This is a genomic window from Brucella sp. HL-2, assembly GCF_025846885.2.
GTDB lineage: Bacteria > Pseudomonadota > Alphaproteobacteria > Rhizobiales > Rhizobiaceae > Brucella > Brucella quorumnocens.
In genome coordinates this window covers 156,066-175,147 of the sequence record NZ_JAOYTK010000006.1, presented here as the reverse complement: position 1 = coordinate 175,147, position 19,082 = coordinate 156,066, and the positions used below count along the sequence as shown (strand labels likewise).

The window sequence follows — 19,082 nt, the reverse complement described above, 5'->3', positions numbered from 1 at the left end:
ATCATTGGCTTTGACGACATTCCGTTGGCTCGCCTTACCACACCGCGCCTATCAACGATCGTGCAACCTGTTAAGGCAATAGCCGAGAACGCAGTCGTCGCACTTCTGGGAACCGATGTGCCGCAACGTTCAATTCTGCTCACACCTACAATCAAGTTGCGCGAAACAACGATCAAACTCTAATGGTCTGATTACTGCATGTACACTCCTCAATTACAAGTGCCGAGCAAATGTCGGGATTACCACTGATGCTTGAACACGCACCAGGTGCGGAATCTATTGCAGAATTGGAGCAGAAAGTTATCAGTTTTCACATATAAAAGCTTTAGCTTTTGGCAGTTCAATCTATTTCACTTGATATAGTTCGTCATTACGCCAAGAAAATCTCGACGCAAGGCGAATTATACATAGGCGTAGAGAATTAGCTGACTTCTTGCATGCGCAAATTTGCCACCAGACACCTCTCGTCTCAAACGAGTTGCGTTTCAACGCCGATCTATTGATTGAGACGAGCACAAAAGCCGCCGTTTTATTTCAGCGAACTAATGGGAACCTTGGCCCGTTAGTTGTGGCTTCCACCTAATTTCTCCGCAAGTACAATCAATTACAAGAACGATATTCAAACGGACTTTAGTTGTGAGACTCTCTTTTGAAGAGACGCATTCTTCCTTGGTTCTCGGCAGTGCCGTTTGGCTGGTTATTGGTCGGCACAACGATAAGCCGTTTATCGGAGCGATTAGTCGGTCTGTTATAATCAGCGCGCCCCTCCGGTCTTGGGCGATTTCTTTCTCGATATGCTCTATCGCGGTATGATCTATCGCGATAGTAACGATTATCTCTATAATACCTTGAATTATACCTCGGTCCGCTGCGGTAAATAACTTCAGGTCCAGAATAGAAACCGCCGTATGCTGGGCCGTAGTCACGATAGCCATCGTAGGAATAGGATTCGCTCACGCATCCAGACAGAGCAAATGACAGCAAGGCGATCACGCCCATAGACGTAAATGCTTTGAAAATGGCCATAGGTTTCCTGCCTTCTTTGCTGAATGTTTGTGAATCACAATCTGCCTTCTGATGAAGGAGAGCAAGTCACGAAATGCGATCTCTATGTTACTGTTCGAGACCACAAAGGGTCCGCTGAAGTTTTCACCCCTGTTACGACGCATGCAACAACACGGCAATTTATCAGCAACGATAAATGCCGAGCAATTCCAACAACGGAAGTGTTGCCTCATTTTCCGGGAAGACCAGACCGTCAAAGATCGACCGGCTTCCCAGACTCTTCTTCTTCGAGAGTCACAGCTACATCGGCATTGGCCGATAGCCTGACCTTATCATCGCTCTCTATATCAGCAACGAAGCCAAGTTCGATGTAATGATGGTGATTTCGGTGGGCTTCCGAGTTATCAGTTTTCTTCAGCTTGATGCGATTTCCATCAAGACGATCTACCGTTCCGACATGGACGCCATCCGCTCCAATAACTTCCATGTTCTCGTGGATTCTGTGCTGCATTGTCATATCCTCCTTGAAACCAATCCAGTGCAAGGAGGTAGATAGCGCGCAGAAGTGCGGAGGCTATCCCCAGATCGAATTAAAGATTGCACTCATCGTGTGCACAGTCTTCTGCTTAAACGCATCATTGATCCGCTCAGTAAGCTTGCAGATATAGCTCCAGCTAAATATTACGTCTGCAGAACAAAATTCTCATACGCTTAAGGAGGCCACAGGACATTCCTGCAATTTTTTTCCGCTTCTTCTTCGGAGAAAAACAGTCCTCTTTGTTCCAACAAAAAGCGATCATGTTTTATATTCGCATATCCAGATCAAAGTATAAAAGTGACCAGTCATGTGACCCTGACGTGAGGACCTCAATGGTCTCAATATAAAGCAGTGAGAGGTTGCAGTTCGACAAACTTGCAAAAGGTCCGGCTATTTCCTAGACTTGGGCCGGAACCATACCATCGTGGTGAGCAATTCAGTCTGGGGACATGACGGGTAACTCTCGAAATACGCTGCTTTCACTCGTTATCTCGAATAACCAGTCGGCCTTCCCCCTGATGATGGATGCCAAATCGGACGATGCCATCGGGTTGCTGCGCGTTTAACCCCGTAGCGACCCCCAAATTCCAGTCACACTGAATGCGAAAAGTCCTGCCGGGCAACCGGTAGCTCCAACGTTTGGGATTTATTTATGGCTATCTGGACTGAATTGGCGCGTGCCAGCAATGATGCTGGCGACGAAATCCTCTTGCGTCAAAGAGACGACATTTTCGAGATCCGATATAATGGTCTTGAACTGATGTCTAACATCAACTTCCAATCCGAGACCGTTCTGGCAGAACGCTCATTAAGACTGCTCGGCCGTTCGCCGAAGAGGGTATTGATTGGCGGGCTCGGCATGGGTTTCACGCTCCGGGCCGCTCTAGATTACCTTCCAATTGATACCGAAGTCACCGTCTGTGAACTCGTGCCTGAAATTGTTGAGTGGAATCACTCTCGTATTGGCCACTTGGCGGGTTTCCCACTTCATGACCGCCGCGTGAAAATTCGCATCGGCGATGTAATGGATACGTTAAATCAGAACCCAGCCACATATGATCTGATCTTGATGGATACGGATAATGGTCCGGATTTTCTGGTCCGAAGCACCAATGACGCAATTTACGCGGACCATGGTCTGACTGTGGTTGAAAATGCCCTCACATCCAATGGTATAGCGAGTTTCTGGTCTGCAACGGCATCCTCAGAATTTGAAAAAACACTCGACACCTTGGAATGGGAGTGGAGCCGTCAGGACATCTGCTTGATTGGCGGAAGAGCTGATGCTTTCCATTACATCTACTTCGTCATTCGGAGTCAGATGTCTGATAATTTCGGCTTCAGAATTGGAGGGAACCGGGAGATCAGACAGATGGTTGGTGTTTAAACAGACCAATTTGGGAGACGGTCTTAAGATCGCCTCCCAAATCCGTTTCCAAAAGAAAATATCGTGCGATCACAACGGTCGTATTCTCGCATGCTCATAGACACTGGCGATCCGCATAGAATGCGGATAAATGCACTTTGATAAATATGAGTATGAGGGGTCTATGTCTTACTTCCCGAAATGGCGTCTTACAAATAACAGCGTAGTTTTGCCTGATGAACGGCTTCCAACGGCTGCGGCTGTGCCGATGGGCATCCAGCATCTGTTAGCAATGTCCGGCTCGACGATCGTCGCACCCCTTCTTATGGGGTTTGATCCGAATGTTGCGGTGTTCTTCTCAGGTATCGGAACATTGTTGTTCTTCCTGATGACCGGTGGCCGGGTTCCGAGCTATCTCGGCTCTTCCTTTGCCTTCATTGCGGTCGTTATTGCTGTGACCGGCTATTCTGGCAGCGGTCCCAATCCTAATATTGGCTTGGCACTTGGGGGCATTATTGCCTGTGGCGCGCTTTATGCCGTCATCGGACTGGTGGTTATGACGATCGGCACAGGCTGGGTTGAAAAACTCATGCCCCCTGCCGTCACGGGTGCGATCGGTGTTGCTATTGGCCTAAACCTCGCCCCTGTGGCAGTTGGTCAGCTCAAGGGCACAGGCGCGCATATGAGCATCGCAATGCTGACGGTCCTCTGCATGGCGATAATTTCGGCCTATGGTCCGCTCGCCACCAAGCGTGTCGCTGTGCTGCTGGCACTTTTGTTTGGCTATTGCCTTGTGTTGATTTTCGGCAATGGCTTGGGCATGGTCCCTGGTATCAATTTTGGGGCTGTGAGTGCAGCCCCATGGTTCGGTCTGCCCGCTTTTGCAAAACCTGTTTTCACCTGGCCCGCTATCACACTGATCGCGCCGGTTGCGATTGTTCTTGTTGCTGAAAACCTCGGGCATATCAAAGCGCTTGGTTCGATCACCGGTCAGAACATGGATCGTTATATCGGTCGAGGCTTTCTGGGCGATGGCCTTGCAACCATGATTTCCGGTTCTGGCGGCGGCACAGGTGTAACCACCTATGCCGAAAACATCGGCGTCATGGCCATGACCAAAGTCTATTCGACGCTGATCTTCGTAATCGCAGCTGTCGTTGCCATTGCGTTGGGCATGTCACCAAAGTTTGGTGCAATCCTGCAGACGATCCCGGCTCCAGTTCTCGCAGGTCTTGCAGTCTCTGTTTTCGGGCTTATTGCCTCCGCGATGGCGCGCATCTGGGTGGTGAACAAGGTCAATTTCGCCGATCCGCGTAATCTCTTCACCGTGGGCGTAGCGCTGATTTTTGGTGCCGGTGATTTCACCGTCAATATCGGAGATTTTGCGCTGGGCGGAATTGGTACGTCCACCTTTGCAGCTCTGATCATTTATCAGCTGCTTAGCATTGGTCGTCTAAGCGGCGACGAAAAAAGCTAAATATAGCGTCGCGCAGAACCGTTATGGCTCTGCGCGACACTCCCCCGCCCGACATCCAGCGCCCCGCTCTTATCAAGCGCGACGCGTACCTGACGAAACGATATCGAGATAAACCGCCAACACCAGAATGCTACCCTTGATGATCTGCTGCCAGAAGGTATCGACGCCCAACATCGACATGCCGTTGTCGAGGCTCGACATGATCAGCGCACCCACCAGCGCACCAATGACCGACCCCACACCACCGCGCATGGATGTTCCGCCGATAAAGCAGGATGCGATGGCATCCAATTCACCGCCGAAACCTGCCGATGGTGTTCCTGCCGCAAGGCGCGCCGTTGTCGTCAACCCGGCGACTGCAGCCATCAAGCCCATCAAAGCAAACACCGCCATTTTGACGAAGTTCACATTCACGCCCGAAAAGCGTGTGGCTTCAAGGTTGGATCCGACCGCATAAATATGCCGCCCGAAAACCGTCTGGCGTGAAATGACTGTGAAAACACCCAGAATGACCAGCAGCACCAGAACCGGCACCGGGACGCCCTGATAACTGTTGAGGATCAGGATAAAGCCCAGGATCAGGATGCCTGTGCCAAGAAGGCGAGCCGTTTCCATCGCGGGTGACAGCGTTTGCAGACTGTGCTTGCGTTTGCTGGCGCGGGTTCGCAATGTGATCAGAATGAGCACTGTAAAGAGCACCATGGCGCAGACATTGCCGAGCCAGCCGGGAAGATATCCCTGCCCGATATATTTGAAATCCGCCGAAATCGGCGCAATTGTGACGCCGCCCATGATGCCCAGCACAATGCCGCGAAACACCAATTGTCCACCAAGCGTGACAATGAAAGACGGTATACCGAGATAGGCTGTGAGCCAGCCGTTAAAGCCGCCCAATATTACACCGAGAACCAGAACCGTGCTGACTGTAGCCCATAACGGCCAGCCATAGACCACGTCGAGCACCGCGGCGACGCCGCCAAGAAGCCCGAGCAGTGCCCCGACAGACAGGTCGATTTCACCGGCGACGATGACAAACACCATGGCTGACGCCAACATACCGGTAATTGCCATCTGACGCAGAAGATTGGAGAAGTTGCGCGCCGTCAGAAACTGCGACCACCCCATTTCCGGATCATAGGTCATCACGGCAAAGAATGCCCAGATAAGGGCAACCACAATCAGCAGCGCCACAATCTTGTATTCTGAAAGGAATTTTCTGAGGCTTTTGCCTGTCAACGTCATGTCATGCACCAGTTCAGATTAGCTGCGGATTGAGCATTTCCAGCAAAAGTGCCAAGCGGCTTTTGCGTTGGAGAATGCGTAAAAACAAATAATTAGAGCCGCTCCAGATTCCAGGAAACTAGGCCGCATTGGTTGCAGGCTTGCCGATTGCAGCGGCAAGAACCTTCTCCTGGGTGAGATTTTCATTCGGGAAATCGCCACGCAATTTGCCCTCGCCAATCACCAGAACACGATCGCTGATGCCAAGCACTTCAGGCATTTCCGACGAAACCATCAAAATCGCGACGCCCTGTTTGGCAAGCGCGAAAATCAGTTTGTAGATTTCATATTTTGCGCCGACATCGACACCACGTGTCGGTTCATCGAGAATGAGAACCTTGGGGTCTGGCAACATCATTTTAGAAAGCACAGCTTTCTGTTGATTACCGCCTGAAAGCGAGGCAATAGCCAACATTGGATCTGCGGTTTTCACTTTAAGCCGCAAAATTTCACGCTGAATCGTTGCGAGCTCCGATTCCTTATCGATCAGACCGCGCAGCGAAAAGCGATCCAGCACAGAGATCGTCATATTATGACCGACCGGCATGATTGGAAGGATGCCGTCACGCTTGCGATCTTCCGGCACCATACAGATGCCCTGTCGCACGGCATCACGCGGCGTGCGGATTTTGATTTCTTTGCCGTCAAGAAAGACCTGGCCTTCATAGGCACCAGGCCACACACCAAACAGGCTCGATACGAGTTCGGTGCGCCCCGCACCTACAAGACCCGCAATGCCCAAAATCTCGCCGCGTCTGAGCGCGAAGGAAACATTATCGACCACCTTGCGGTCGGGATTGGTAACATCCCAGCAACTCACGTTACGGGCTTCAAACATCACCTCGCCAATATCATGCGGCTCACGCGGGAAAAGGTTCTTCATCTCACGTCCCACCATCATGGTGATGATGTCAGGCGTGGTCAGTTCAGCCATTGGCCTCGTCGCGATATGCGCGCCGTCACGAATGACTGTCACTGTGTCGGAAATCTCCGCCACTTCATCGAGCTTGTGCGAGATATATACGCAAGCCATGCCTTGCGCTTTAAAGTCTTTGATCAGATCAAGCAGGACCCGCGTTTCGGATGCAGTCAGCGCCGAGGTTGGCTCGTCAAGGATCAGAAGCTTGGCGTTCTTGTTGATCGCTTTTGCGATCTCGATCAGTTGCTGCTTACCGCCGGAATAATGATAAACGGGGAGCGCAACATTGATGTCGTGAATCTTAAGGCGTGCGAGCAACTCGGTCGCCCGCGCATTCATCTGATCGTAATCGATGAAGCCACCATTGGTTGGCTCTGAACCCAGAAAGATGTTCTCAGCCACTGACAGATGCGGAACCATCATCAGTTCCTGATGAATAATGACGATGCCGGCGGTTTCCGTGTCGCGAATTCCAGCAGCCTTCAGCGCCTCGCCTTCCCAGAATATCTCGCCGGTCCAGGTGCCATAGGGATATACGCCAGAAAGCACCTTCATCAGCGTCGACTTGCCCGCACCATTTTCACCGCAGAGCCCGACACATTCTCCCGCGCGCACTTTCAGGTAAATGCCATCCAGCGCCTTCACGCCGTTGAACTCTTTACCGATGTTTCGCATTTCCAAAAGATATTCGGACATCAACAATGACCTTGCAGTATTTACATAGGAAATTAGCTTCGGGCTAAGCCCTGAAGCGGCTCCTGAAAGCCGCTCATCTGGAGAATTTTAGTCGACAACGCTGTCAGAAGCATACCTGGCTTGCCTTATGTGAGGCCAGACACTGGAAGCATAAGTTTCCAGCATCCGGCCCCGCAATTTATTCTCAAGTCTGCATCACCGAAGGGCTTTATTTTCCTTCGATCTGCTCCTTGGTGTAGAAGCCATCAGTTACATAGATATCGATATTGTCCTTGGTCACGGCCGTAGGCGTGAGCAGAAGCGTATCAACTTCCTTGGAACCATTGTCGATCTTGCCGTTGAACTCAGGCTTTTCGCCCTTGACCATTTGCACGGTAAGCTTTGCAGCTTCTTCAGCGATCAGCTTGAGTGGTTTGTAAACCGTAACGGTCTGCGTGCCATCAACCAAACGCTTAACGGCGGCCAGATCGCTATCCTGACCCGAAACAGCAGTCTTGCCCGCAAGGCCCTGCGCTGCAAGTGCCTGAATTGCACCACCAGCGGTGCCGTCATTGGAAGCAACGACTGCATCGATCTTGTTCTGCGCAGCAGTCAGCGCGTTTTCCATGATCGAAAGCGCTTCAGTCGGGCTCCATTCCTTGACCCACTGCGAGCCAACGATTTTGACCTTACCTGAATCAACAGCTTCTTTCAGCGCCCGTTCCTGACCAGCGCGAAGCAGCTTCGCGTTGTTGTCGGTCGGCGAACCGCCGAGCAGGTAATAATTGCCCTCTGGCTTTGCCTTCAGCACAGCCTCAGCCTGCATGAAACCAACGCGCTCATTATCGAACGAAATGTAAGCGTCGATATCGGCATTGAGGATCAGGCGGTCATAGGAAAGAACTTTGATGCCGGAAGCCTTTGCATCGGCAACCACTGCGTCAAAAACCTTTGAATTCATTGGTACGATCACGATGGCATCAACGCCCTGCGAGATCAGGTTTTCGACCTGCTTGACTTGCTTTTCTTCGTTGCCGTCAGCCGACTGAACGTTGACCTTGGCACCCAGCTTTTCTGCTGCCGCGATGAAATAATCGCGGTCGCGCGCCCAGCGCTCAACGCGCAGATCATCAATGGAAAAACCGATAACCGGATTTTCCGGCGATGCAAACGCTGGTGTTGCGCTCATTGCCCCAATGCCGAGAGCTGCTGCAACCAGCGCGCCAGTTAGAAAATTACGACGTTTCATGCACTGTTCCTCCAATCACCGCCGGCATTATGCCGGTTGATACAAATCCTCGCCCCGAACGAACCCGCCCCCGGAGTCTGGCACGACAAAGCAGCCCCTAACGAAGCTGCTTGATTTCATATCTGGTTGATCCTCCCTGCGGTGCTATGCACCAAGATCACTCCAGTGAGTCTTGCGCATGAAGGTGCAAGATCTCATCCTCGGATACAATTGATACGTGAACAAAAATGAATAGCAAGCATTTTTTGATTTACGTACCTCATTTTTGATCCTATGTTCCGCTCCGAGGAGTGAAAATGAAACCCACCGTGCATGATATAGCCAGAACTGCGGGCGTCAGCCTCGCCACGGTAGACCGTGTGCTGAACGATCGCCCCGGTGTGAGAGCTAAGACGCGCGACCGTGTGACGGAGGCGATGAACACGCTCGGCTATGTGCGAGATGTCGGTGCCGCCAATCTTGCACGCGGCAGGCTTTATCAGTTCGATTTCATTTTGCCGGATAATGAAAACACCTTCATGCAGAGCCTTCGGGCAGAGTTGGAAGCAGCGACAGAGCGCGGACTTTCCGAGCGTGTTCTGATCAATCTCGTGCTGGTTCCGGCATTTGATGAAGCAGCTCTTGTTAGGGCACTGGACGCGAGTGCGGAACGCAAACCCGATGGTGTCGCGTTTGTTGCGGTCGATACCGACCCAGTGCGCGACGCCTGCTTGCAGCTTGCAGAACAAGGTATTCATGCAATTACTCTCGTTTCAGACCTCGGCAATTCATCCCGCGCGCATTATGTCGGCATCGATAACGGCGCTGCCGGACGTACCGCTGCGCGCTTACTGGGCCTTTTTGCAAGCGGCACCAATGGAGCCATTGCCGTTATCGCTGGCTCATTGAAAGTGCACGACCATCAGGAGCGCTTCGAAGGTTTCAAAAGCGCCATGGAAACCGATTTTTCCGGGCGGGAGATTCTGCCGGTTCTGGAAGGTTTCGACGAAGGTGCGCGCGTTGAAAAGCTCGTTCTGGAATTGCTTGAAAAGCGCAAAGACCTCGCAGGAATTTATAGTTTAGGTGCGGGCAACAGTGGGCTTGTACGAGCGCTTGCAGCCTCCCGACATGACAACCAGCCACTTGTCATCGCCCATGAACGTGACGATGTCACATCGCAAGCTCTGAAAGACGGGCTCGTTCACGCAGTCCTTGCACAAGATGCGGGCCATGAAATCCGCAGTGCAATTCGTGTTCTCAAAGCAACGGCGGATCGCCTGGCCATCGTGCCGGGACAGGAACATATCCGCATCGAAATCTTTCTCAAAGACAACCTGCCCCAGCTCGACTGAGGCGCAGGCGAAACGACAACTCCACAGGAGCGACTATGTATCTCGGCCTTGATCTTGGAACATCCGGCGTAAAGGCGCTTCTGATCGACAGCGACCAGAAGTTGGTTGGCTCTGCCCATGGTGAGCTTGATGTTTCCCGCTCTCACCCCGGCTGGAGCGAACAGGACCCGGCACAGTGGATCAAGGCATGCGAAACAGCTATTGACGGTCTGCGCGCGGCGCATCCAAAAGAGTTCGCAACCGTTGCAGGTATTGGCCTTTCCGGCCAGATGCATGGTGCGACATTGCTTGATGAACACGATCGGGTGCTTCGCCCCTGTATCCTGTGGAATGACACGCGCAGCTATAAGGAAGCGACTGAACTTGATGCTGATCCGGCATTCCGCGCGATCACCGGCAATATCGTTTTTCCGGGTTTCACAGCGCCGAAGCTGGTCTGGGTTGCCCGCAATGAACCGGATATTTTTGCACGCACGCGCAAGGTTCTTTTGCCGAAGGATTATCTGCGGCTCTGGCTTACCGGCGAATATGTGTCCGACATGTCGGATTCGGCAGGCACCAGTTGGCTTGATACCGGCGCACGCAAATGGTCAAGTGAGCTTCTCGCAAAAACCAGCCTGACTGAAAACCATATGCCGAAGCTCGCTGAAGGCAGCGATGCAACTGGTACTTTGCGTGCTGAATTGACCGCGCGTTGGGGCCTTACAAATGCGCCTGTCGTTGCAGGTGGGGCTGGTGACAATGCGGCGTCTGCCTGTGGCATGGGTACAGTCCAGCCCGGACATGCCTTCGTTTCGCTCGGAACGTCGGGAGTTCTGTTTGCAGCCAATGGTGCTTATCAACCAAAGCCTGAAAGTGCCGTACACGCCTTCTGCCATGCGCTTCCCGGCACATGGCACCAGATGGGTGTTATCCTTTCAGCGGCCAGCGCGCTTGACTGGTTTTCCCGCATTGTTGGGGCAACTCCGCATGCGCTCGACACGGAACTTGGTGACACACTCAAAGCACCCGGCAGCGTGACATTCCTGCCTTATCTTTCTGGCGAACGCACGCCATATAATGACGCGAAAATCCGCGGTGTCTTCAGCGGCCTTGAGCATGAAACCGACCGCAACGCGATGACTCAAGCCGTGCTTGAAGGCGTGGCATTTGCCATCCGTGACAATCTCGTGGCGCTGCAATCGGCTGGCACAGAGATCAAATCGCTCATTGCCGTGGGGGGTGGCTCGCGCTCAGCCTATTGGCTGAGATCAATCGCGACCGCATTGAATGTGCCAATCTCGCTGCCTGAAGAAGGCGATTTCGGTGCTGCATTCGGCGCTGCGCGCCTTGGGCTGATCGCCGCCAGCGGCGTTGATCCATTCGCAATCTGCTCACCGCCTCGCACAGCCCGCACCGTCGAACCCGAACAAGCGCTGATCTCTTCTTACAACGAGGCCTACCAGCGTTATCACGCACTTTATCCGGCGCTGCACCCACTCGCCTAAAAAGCGAAGCGACAGCGTCACCAGCATCAACATTGGAGGAGCATGATGAGCACCGGATTTTTCGGCGACATCCAGAAAATACGTTACGAAGGACCTGACAGCGACAACCCGCTGGCGTTCCGTCACTATAATCCGGACGAGATCGTCTTTGGCAAACGGCTGGAAGACCACCTTCGCTTTGCTGTCGCCTATTGGCACACATTTGCATGGGAAGGCGGCGATCCTTTTGGCGGACGCACGTTTGATCGTCCCTGGTATAAGGACGGCCTCGAGGCAGCAAAGCTGAAAGCTGATGTGGCGTTTGAATTCTTCTCGCTTCTTGGCGCGCCTTACTATTGCTTCCACGACGCCGATGTGCGCCCCGAAGGCAATAATTTTGCTGAAAACACAAAGAACCTTGAAGCCATCGTCGATGTTTTTGAGCAAAAGCAGGCCCAAACCGGCATCAAGCTTCTATGGGGCACAGCCAATCTCTTCTCGCACCGCCGCTATATGTCGGGTGCTGCGACAAATCCTGATCCGGAAGTCTTTGCTTTTGCAGCAGCGACTGTCAAAACCTGTCTCGACGCAACCAAGCGTCTTGGCGGTGACAATTACGTGCTTTGGGGTGGTCGTGAAGGCTATGAAACCCTGCTCAATACTGACCTGAGCCGCGAACTCGACAATATGGGACGTTTCCTCAATCTCGTGGTTGAGTACAAGCACAAGATCGGCTTCAAGGGAACAATCCTGATCGAACCAAAGCCGCAGGAACCAACCAAGCATCAGTATGATTATGATGTCGCAACGGTTTACGGCTTCCTCAAGCGCTATGGTCTGGAAAATGAGGTGAAACTCAACATCGAACAGGGCCATGCAATTCTTGCCGGTCACTCGTTCGAGCATGAGCTGGCGTTGGCCCGCAGCCTTGGCATTCTCGGTTCCATTGACATGAACCGCAATGACTACCAGTCGGGTTGGGATACAGATCAGTTCCCGAACAACGTGCCGGAAATGGCGCTTGCCTATTATCAGGTGCTGCTCGACGGTGGCTTCAAAAATGGCGGCACCAACTTTGATGCCAAATTGCGTCGCCAATCAATCGACCCGCAAGACCTGCTGATCGGCCATATCGGCGGCATGGATTGCTGTGCGCGTGGCCTCAAAGCTGCCGCTCGCATGTTGCATGACGGCGCATTGAGCAAACCACTTGATGAGCGCTACGCCGGTTGGTCTGGCAATTTCGGCAAACAAGTCGCGACCGGTCTTTCGCTTGAGCAGATTGCGTCTGAAGTCGAAACTAAAGACATCAATCCGCAGCCAAGATCTGGTCGTCAGGAATATCTGGAGAACGTGGTCAATCGCTACGTTTAATTATTATCAAAACACAAAACCCCGCTCAATGAGCGGGGTTCTCATTTTAGTTCAACGCCACACTACGCGGCATCCGACAGGCCGCAAAACGATCCAAACTTTGATCATAGGCCGAAGTCTTTACCGCCATCATGCCAAGCACTGTGTGAAACAGATTGTCGTGGGATGATGGTTCAGCTGTCGTCTTGCGCAGGCAATCGAGATTAAGACCGGTGTCCGCTGCATATTCCGTCCCAAACCAGGTGATGAACGGTATATGGGTCTGCTGCGATGGCGCGATGAAATAAGGTGCCGCGTGAAGATAAAGACCATCCTCACCAAGCGACTCGCCATGGTCAGACATATAGATCATCGCCGATGCAAATTTATTCTCATGTGCTTTGAGAAGATCAATCACCTCAGAGAGAATGTGATCAGTGTAAAGGATCGAGTTGTCATAGGCGTTGACGATTTCTTCCTGTGAACATTTGGCGAAATCATTTGAACGGCAATCCGGTGTGAACCGCGCATATTCAGCCGGATAGCGGCGATAATAGGCCGGGCCATGACTGCCGGTCATATGCAGAACGATGGTTGCATTGCCAGTAACTTCGTTCAGCTCCTTGGACAGACTGTTGACCAGTATCTGGTCAATGCACTCACCGCCTTCGCAATAGCGTTTGTCCTGAGCACCCTGCAAATCAATCAGCTTGATCCGTTCGGCAACGCCCTTGCTGCCGGTATTGTTCTCGTACCAGCTGACCTCAACGCCTGCATGTTTAAGAACGTCCATGAGATTTTCAGACCCACGGAACTTGGTGTTGGAATAGTCCTCGCGAGTGAAGGGTGAAAACATGCAGGGCACGGATACCGAGGTTTCGGTTCCACAGCTGGTCGTATCGGTGAAAGCAACAACGTCGCGTTGCTTCAATTCCGGATTGGTTTCCCGCGCATAGCCATTGAGGCTGAAATTCTGGGCACGCGCTGTTTCGCCTACAACCACCACTGTCACCAGCTTTTTGCCTGCTGGCAATTGCGTCAGCGCTTGCTTGGCATCCAGCCCAAGCGGCTCCATCGGAATGTCGCGGTTTTTGACGATGTGCGAAACATATTGGACCGTGCTGGTGATCGGAGTGCTTGGCATAAGCTTTTGCATGATATCGGCTCCATGCTCACGGAACATGGATGAATAGGCAGCATAGTTCGTGCCGAGTATGGCGATAGCTGCAATCAGACAGGTGAGAATGACGCCTGTGTTCACCATCAGCTTTCCGAGCAACCGGCGGTGTTTGACGCGCACCCATGCGATCAGCAACGATGGAATAACGCCATAAAGCAGTATGTGCCAAAGGAAGCTCGACGTCAGCAATGCACCGGACTCAGCCTGTGTCGTGGTCAACGCTGCCTCAACGACATTCTTGTCGATGATGGTGCCAAATGTGTCGGTGAAATAGGAGCCACCTGCAGCAATGATCACGAAAAATATCAGTATTGGCTTGATGATATATTTTGCCGAGAACAGAATAAACAGAGCCACGTGCAGCAGCAAAAGCGTGGCTACTATGCCCGCGAGTCTCATCGGCGCATCAGCATAATAGGTGCTGATCGCGTGCCAGAAGGACCTGTTTGTGAAAATGAGGATGTAGAGAGTTGTTAAAACGCACAGCGGCCCGCTGGCAATTGTGGGACGAAATTTCTGCATGACACACGCTTTCGAACGCTTTGAATTTGCGCCTTACAGGGCCGACAGATGCGATGGGTCAGCTATATCAGGCACATCTCAGTCAAACATGAAATCATGATGGCTTTTCTACGGCGAACGAATTGGGCCACTTGCAAGCCTTAACGCACAAACAAAACGCCGCCAAAATTGGCGGCGTTTTCGAGTTTGAATTTATTTTAGAGACTAACCCACCCACCATTTTTGTTGGAAGATCTTACGCAAGCATCGATGAACGCGACGCCTTTTACACCGTCGTCCACGGTTGGATAGATGACCGCACCGTCAAGTTTACTGTTATCGCGCTTCGCCTGAATGGCATTAGCGGCTTCCACATAGATAGTCGCGAACGCTTCCAGATAGCCTTCCGGATGACCGCCCGGCACACGTGTAACACGAGTTGCGGCATCTCCAACGCCTGAACCACCACGGGTAATCAACCGCTTCTGTTCTCCAAACGGCGTAAACCAAAGCCGGTTCGGGTCTTCCTGCGCCCATTCGATGCCGCCCTTAGTGCCATAAACGCGAAGACGCAGCGCATTCTCATTGCCCGGTGCGACCTGACTGCACCACAGCATACCCTTGGCACCGCCAGCAAAACGCAGCATCACATGCGCATTGTCATCAAGTCTACGCCCAGAAACAAAGCTATCGAGATCCGCCGCGAGACTGTCGAGCGTCAGACCAGTCACGAACGACGCAAGATTGAAGGCATGGGTGCCAATGTCACCTGTTGCACCACCGATGCCAGACTGGGCCGGATCGGTACGCCAAATGGCGCCCTTGGCACCAGTTTCCTCAACCGCTTCCGTCAGCCAATCCTGCGCATATTCAACCTGAACCACACGCAAATCACCCAGCTCGCCATTCGCAATCATTTCGCGTGCCTGACGAACCATCGGATAGCCGGTATAATTATGGGTCAGCACAAACAGCGCGCCGCTCTCGTCGGCCACTTTCTTGAGCTTCTTTGCGTCAGCGAGTGTCGAAGTCAGTGGCTTGTCGCAAATCACATGAATACCGCGGCGCAAAAATTCCTTCGCTGCATCGTAATGCACATGGTTTGGCGTTACGATGGCCACGGCCTCAATGCCATTCTTGAGGCGCGCTTCGCGAATTGCCATTTCCTTATAGCTCGAATAGGTGCGATCCTCCGCAAGGCCAAGCTCGCGACCCGAGGCTTGCGCTTTTTCAGGTGACGAAGACAACGCCCCCGCCACCAATTCAAAGCGATTGTCGAGCCGTGAGGCCATACGATGAACACCACCGATGAATGCCCCTGCACCACCGCCAACCATGCCTAGCCGAATGCGCGGGTTTGCGGTTTCTTTGGTTTTTGCTTCAATGGTCATAGTGTCTGTTTTCCCTCAGAGCCCCAGCATGCGCCGATTGGCTGCATCATCGGTTCCGCCAGCGGCAAAATCATCGAATGCTTTGTCGGTCACGCGAATGATATGGTGTTTAACAAACTCAGCGCCCTCACGCGCTCCGTCTTCCGGATGCTTCAGTGCACATTCCCATTCGACCACTGCCCAGCCATCGAAATCATTGGCGGCCATTTTCGAGAACACAGCACCAAAATCAACCTGTCCATCGCCCAGTGAACGGAAGCGACCAGCGCGATTAACCCAGCCCTGATAACCGCCATAGACGCCCTGACGTCCGGTTGGATTGAACTCCGCATCCTTGACGTGGAACATCTTGATGCGGTCTTTATAGATATCAATATTGTCAAGATAATCGAGGCATTGCAGCACATAATGCGACGGATCATAGAGCATGTTTGCGCGCGGATGATTTTTAACCCGCTCCAGGAACATCTCAAATGTCACGCCATCATGAAGATCTTCGCCCGGATGAATTTCATAACAAATATCGACGCCATGCTCGTCGGCATGATCAAGGATCGGCGTCCAGCGGCGAGCGAGTTCATCGAATGCCGTTTCAACCAGACCGGCGGGGCGCTGCGGCCATGGATAGATGAACGGCCATGCCAAAGCGCCTGAGAAGGTCGCATGTGCGCCAATGCCCAAATTGCGAGATGCCTTGATGGCCATCTTCACCTGCTCAACCGCCCATACCTGACGCGCTTTGGGATTGCCGCGCACTTCTGGCACTGCAAATCCGTCAAAAGCTTCGTCATAAGCCGGATGCACGGCAACAAGCTGGCCTTGCAGATGCGTCGAAAGCTCTGTCACCTCAACGCCATTTTCGCGCGCGACACCGGCAAGTTCATCGCAATAATCTTTGGATTCCGAGGCCTTCTTCAGATCGATCAGCTGGCTCGCCCATGTCGGCACCTGAACACCGGCATAACCCTTTTCTGCGGCCCATTTGGTGATGCCGTCCCATGTATTAAACGGCGCTTCATCGCCCGCAAACTGCCCGAGAAATATCCCCGGCCCTTTGATCGTCTTCATCAAAAGTCCTCCAACTGAAAATTCGACCCGATATCGGGAATAAGGGCTTAGAGCGTTTTCAATTTTCTTTGAATCAGAGGAAACGCACTAAGTATCTGTTTTAGAGTCATCTTGTCCGAAAACCGTTTCACACTTTTCGGGATGCGCTCTAAATCAAGCGACAAACTACGCGTCCGCCAAAGCGGACGCGTATATGAATATTAGAACGGAGAATCCGGGAAGTAGAACTGCTCGGCGTTATCCTTGGTCACCAATGTGGCGTCGAGGATATAGTTGCCGCTTACTGGAATCTGGTCGTAGAAGTGACCGGCAGCAAGCTGCATAGCAGTTGAAACCATCGCAGGTGGATAAAGAACATCGACAGGCATTAGCTTGTCGCCATCCATGACCTTCTTGATCATATCCTTGGAACCAGCACCGCCGATAACATACTGGATATCTTCACGGTTAGCCTGTTTGATTGCTTCAAGCACGCCAACGGCCATGTCATCATCCTGACACCAGACAACATCGATCTTCGGATATTTCGTCAGGAAGTCCTGCATCACACGGAATGCATCGTCGCGGTTCCAGTTGCCATACTGGCGATCAAGAATCTTGACATTCGAACCCTCGATACCCTTGTCAAAGCCGTCCTGACGCTGCTGATCGATAGGGATCGGCAGGCCGCGAATGACGACGACCTGTGCGTCTGGCGTGGTCTTCTTGATGTATTCACCAGCAACCTGACCAAGCGCGGGATTGTTACCCGCCACATAAAGATCACGGATGGTGTTGTCGTTGTTGCTTGGTGCGCGATCGACCAATGCCACAAACGTACCCTTATCCTTGATCTCCTTGATAGCATTTACCAGTGGATCGGGATCGGATGGCAGAACGACCAGACCGTCCAGGCCCTGAACGGCAAGATCCTGCAATGCGTTTGCCTGACTGGCCGCATCCGGCGATGTCTTGACGATCACGTTGAGGCCCGGATGTTCCTGCATCAGAAGCTTGGCCACACGTTCGGCATGATAGACCACACCAGCAGTCCAGCCATGGTCGGCTGCTGGAATAGATACGCCGATCGTGACCTTCTTGTCCTGCGCGCCTGCAATGCCTGTAAAGGCCAGCGCACCGGCCGCCAATGTTGCAAAAGCAACGCCTAAAAGTTTTCCTCGCATTATTTCCTCCCAAATGTTCAGGGGGCTTTATCCCTCTGTGACCGGACCGCCCCTTCAATCCCGTCAAACTCATTGTCCAAAGCGCGATGAAGTTACCTATCACGCCTTGGATTTTATCGTCGCGACAGCGACCGTTGCACCAGCATGGCTATGATGATGATCGCCCCCTGAATGGCCCCGATCAGATATTCGCTGATGAAGTTGGAAAGCAGCATGATATTGCCGACAATTTCCAGAATGAATGCACCGCAGATCGTGCCCCAGACACGCCCCACACCGCCCCGCAACGCCGTACCGCCGACAACGACTGCCGTGATCGCCTGCAGTTCCCATAACATGCCGGTTGTTGCCGATGTGGACCCCAGTCGCGGTACATAAAGAAGCACTGCAACTGCCACGCAAAGACCCTGCACAATATAGGCAATAGTGCGAACACGCTTGACGGAAATACCGGAATAACGCGCAACATCTTCACTGGAACCCACTGCAATCACATGGCGACCATAGCGGGTGCGGTAGAGTACGAACGCCGCTATCGCTGCCGTTACAAAGATCGCAATAACCGGGATCGGAACACCAAAAACGGAACCGAAATAGACAGGTCTGTAAAGCGCCTGAATGTCAGGATTGCGCAAGGTGATTGCTCCGCCCTGCGACAGCCAAGTCGTCAGACCACGGTAGATACCCATCGTACCCAGCGTAGCGATAAACGGTTCTATACCACCAAGCGTTGTGATCAATCCATTTGTCAGACCGCAAAGCGCGCCCACTACAACGGCCAGAAGCACAGCTGCGATCAGCATCATCACAGGATCGGCAATAACGCCGCTGTTCATGAACATGATCATGATACTGCCAACAAAGGCCGCCATAGCACCGACCGACAAATCCAGCCCACCCGATGAGATTACATAGGTGGCACCAAGCGCGATGATTGCAATGAAGGCGCTACGCGTCGCAACATTCAACAAATTGTCTATGCTGATAAAATTTGGATTGGCAATTGTCCCCAGAACAAGCAGCAAAAGCAGCGCAATAAAAGGCGCAACAGCCCTCAGATCCCAATCTTTGGACGTTTTCGGCACTCTACTTTTATCGGTAACTACGTCAGTCATTTAC

At 52.5% G+C, this 19,082-nt stretch carries 15 protein-coding genes; 6 read left to right on the top strand and 9 right to left on the bottom strand.

Going from position 1 to position 19,082, the window contains the following annotated elements:
• Positions 1–183 (top strand): substrate-binding domain-containing protein (locus OIV19_RS10800; RefSeq protein WP_264231631.1); only part of this gene is annotated, 183 nt, incomplete at its 5' end.
• A 1,075-nt stretch (positions 184–1,258) separates the two neighbouring features.
• On the opposite strand, the gene OIV19_RS10795 is transcribed toward OIV19_RS10800, so the two are convergent.
• Positions 1,259–1,516 (bottom strand): DUF2171 domain-containing protein, encoded by a 258-nt coding sequence (locus OIV19_RS10795; RefSeq protein WP_264231630.1) that lies wholly within the window; start codon positions 1,514–1,516, stop codon positions 1,259–1,261.
• 679 nt (positions 1,517–2,195) lie between these two features.
• Between OIV19_RS10795 and OIV19_RS10790 the strand changes: the two genes are divergently transcribed.
• Both OIV19_RS10790 and OIV19_RS10785 read left to right on the top strand, forming a co-directional pair.
• Positions 2,196–2,930, top strand: coding sequence for a spermidine synthase (locus OIV19_RS10790; RefSeq protein WP_191793373.1), 735 nt, complete (start codon positions 2,196–2,198; stop codon positions 2,928–2,930).
• A 163-nt stretch (positions 2,931–3,093) separates the two neighbouring features.
• Positions 3,094–4,386 (top strand): solute carrier family 23 protein, encoded by a 1,293-nt coding sequence (locus tag OIV19_RS10785; protein WP_264231629.1) that lies wholly within the window; start codon positions 3,094–3,096, stop codon positions 4,384–4,386.
• Positions 4,387–4,458: 72 nt separating this feature from the next.
• On the opposite strand, the gene OIV19_RS10780 is transcribed toward OIV19_RS10785, so the two are convergent.
• The 3 genes from OIV19_RS10780 to xylF form a co-directional block, all read right to left on the bottom strand.
• Positions 4,459–5,628 carry a sugar ABC transporter permease gene (locus tag OIV19_RS10780; RefSeq protein ID WP_264231628.1) on the bottom strand — a complete coding sequence of 390 codons (1,170 nt, stop codon included), beginning with the start codon at positions 5,626–5,628 and terminating at the stop codon, positions 4,459–4,461.
• Positions 5,629–5,746: 118 nt separating this feature from the next.
• Entirely contained in the window at positions 5,747–7,282 is a 1,536-nt protein-coding gene (locus OIV19_RS10775) for a xylose ABC transporter ATP-binding protein (protein WP_264231627.1), read from the bottom strand.
• Positions 7,283–7,490: 208 nt separating this feature from the next.
• A complete protein-coding gene (xylF, locus tag OIV19_RS10770) occupies positions 7,491–8,510 on the bottom strand; it encodes a D-xylose ABC transporter substrate-binding protein (protein WP_151091080.1) in 1,020 nt (339 codons plus the stop codon).
• 296 nt (positions 8,511–8,806) lie between these two features.
• Here xylF and OIV19_RS10765 point away from each other — a divergent pair, with 296 nt between their 5' ends.
• Genes OIV19_RS10765 through xylA form a run of 3 tightly spaced genes read left to right on the top strand, consistent with a single transcriptional unit; the run spans position 8,807 to position 12,681 of the window.
• Positions 8,807–9,841, top strand: a complete 1,035-nt coding sequence (locus OIV19_RS10765) for a LacI family DNA-binding transcriptional regulator (RefSeq protein WP_264231626.1) — start codon at positions 8,807–8,809, stop codon at positions 9,839–9,841.
• A gap of 35 nt (positions 9,842–9,876) precedes the next feature.
• Positions 9,877–11,328 carry a xylulokinase gene (gene xylB / locus OIV19_RS10760; protein WP_264231625.1) on the top strand — a complete coding sequence of 484 codons (1,452 nt, stop codon included), beginning with the start codon at positions 9,877–9,879 and terminating at the stop codon, positions 11,326–11,328.
• A gap of 45 nt (positions 11,329–11,373) precedes the next feature.
• Positions 11,374–12,681, top strand: coding sequence for a xylose isomerase (gene xylA, locus OIV19_RS10755; RefSeq protein WP_264231639.1), 1,308 nt, complete (start codon positions 11,374–11,376; stop codon positions 12,679–12,681).
• Between the two features lie 46 nt (positions 12,682–12,727).
• On the opposite strand, the gene OIV19_RS10750 is transcribed toward xylA, so the two are convergent.
• From OIV19_RS10750 to OIV19_RS10730, 5 genes are all read right to left on the bottom strand, one after another.
• Positions 12,728–14,362 (bottom strand): phosphoethanolamine--lipid A transferase, encoded by a 1,635-nt coding sequence (locus OIV19_RS10750; RefSeq protein WP_264231624.1) that lies wholly within the window; start codon positions 14,360–14,362, stop codon positions 12,728–12,730.
• A 197-nt stretch (positions 14,363–14,559) separates the two neighbouring features.
• Positions 14,560–15,732: a Gfo/Idh/MocA family protein gene (locus tag OIV19_RS10745; protein WP_264231623.1), complete on the bottom strand. Its 1,173-nt coding sequence runs from the start codon at positions 15,730–15,732 to the stop codon at positions 14,560–14,562.
• A 15-nt stretch (positions 15,733–15,747) separates the two neighbouring features.
• On the bottom strand, positions 15,748–16,800 hold the full coding sequence (locus OIV19_RS10740) for a sugar phosphate isomerase/epimerase family protein (protein WP_264231622.1): 1,053 nt from the start codon (positions 16,798–16,800) through the stop codon (positions 15,748–15,750).
• A 200-nt stretch (positions 16,801–17,000) separates the two neighbouring features.
• Positions 17,001–17,963 (bottom strand): substrate-binding domain-containing protein, encoded by a 963-nt coding sequence (locus OIV19_RS10735; RefSeq protein ID WP_264231621.1) that lies wholly within the window; start codon positions 17,961–17,963, stop codon positions 17,001–17,003.
• A gap of 113 nt (positions 17,964–18,076) precedes the next feature.
• Complete coding sequence (locus OIV19_RS10730) at positions 18,077–19,078, bottom strand: ABC transporter permease (RefSeq protein ID WP_095445010.1); 1,002 nt, start codon at positions 19,076–19,078, stop codon at positions 18,077–18,079.
• Positions 19,079–19,082 lie beyond the last annotated feature (4 nt).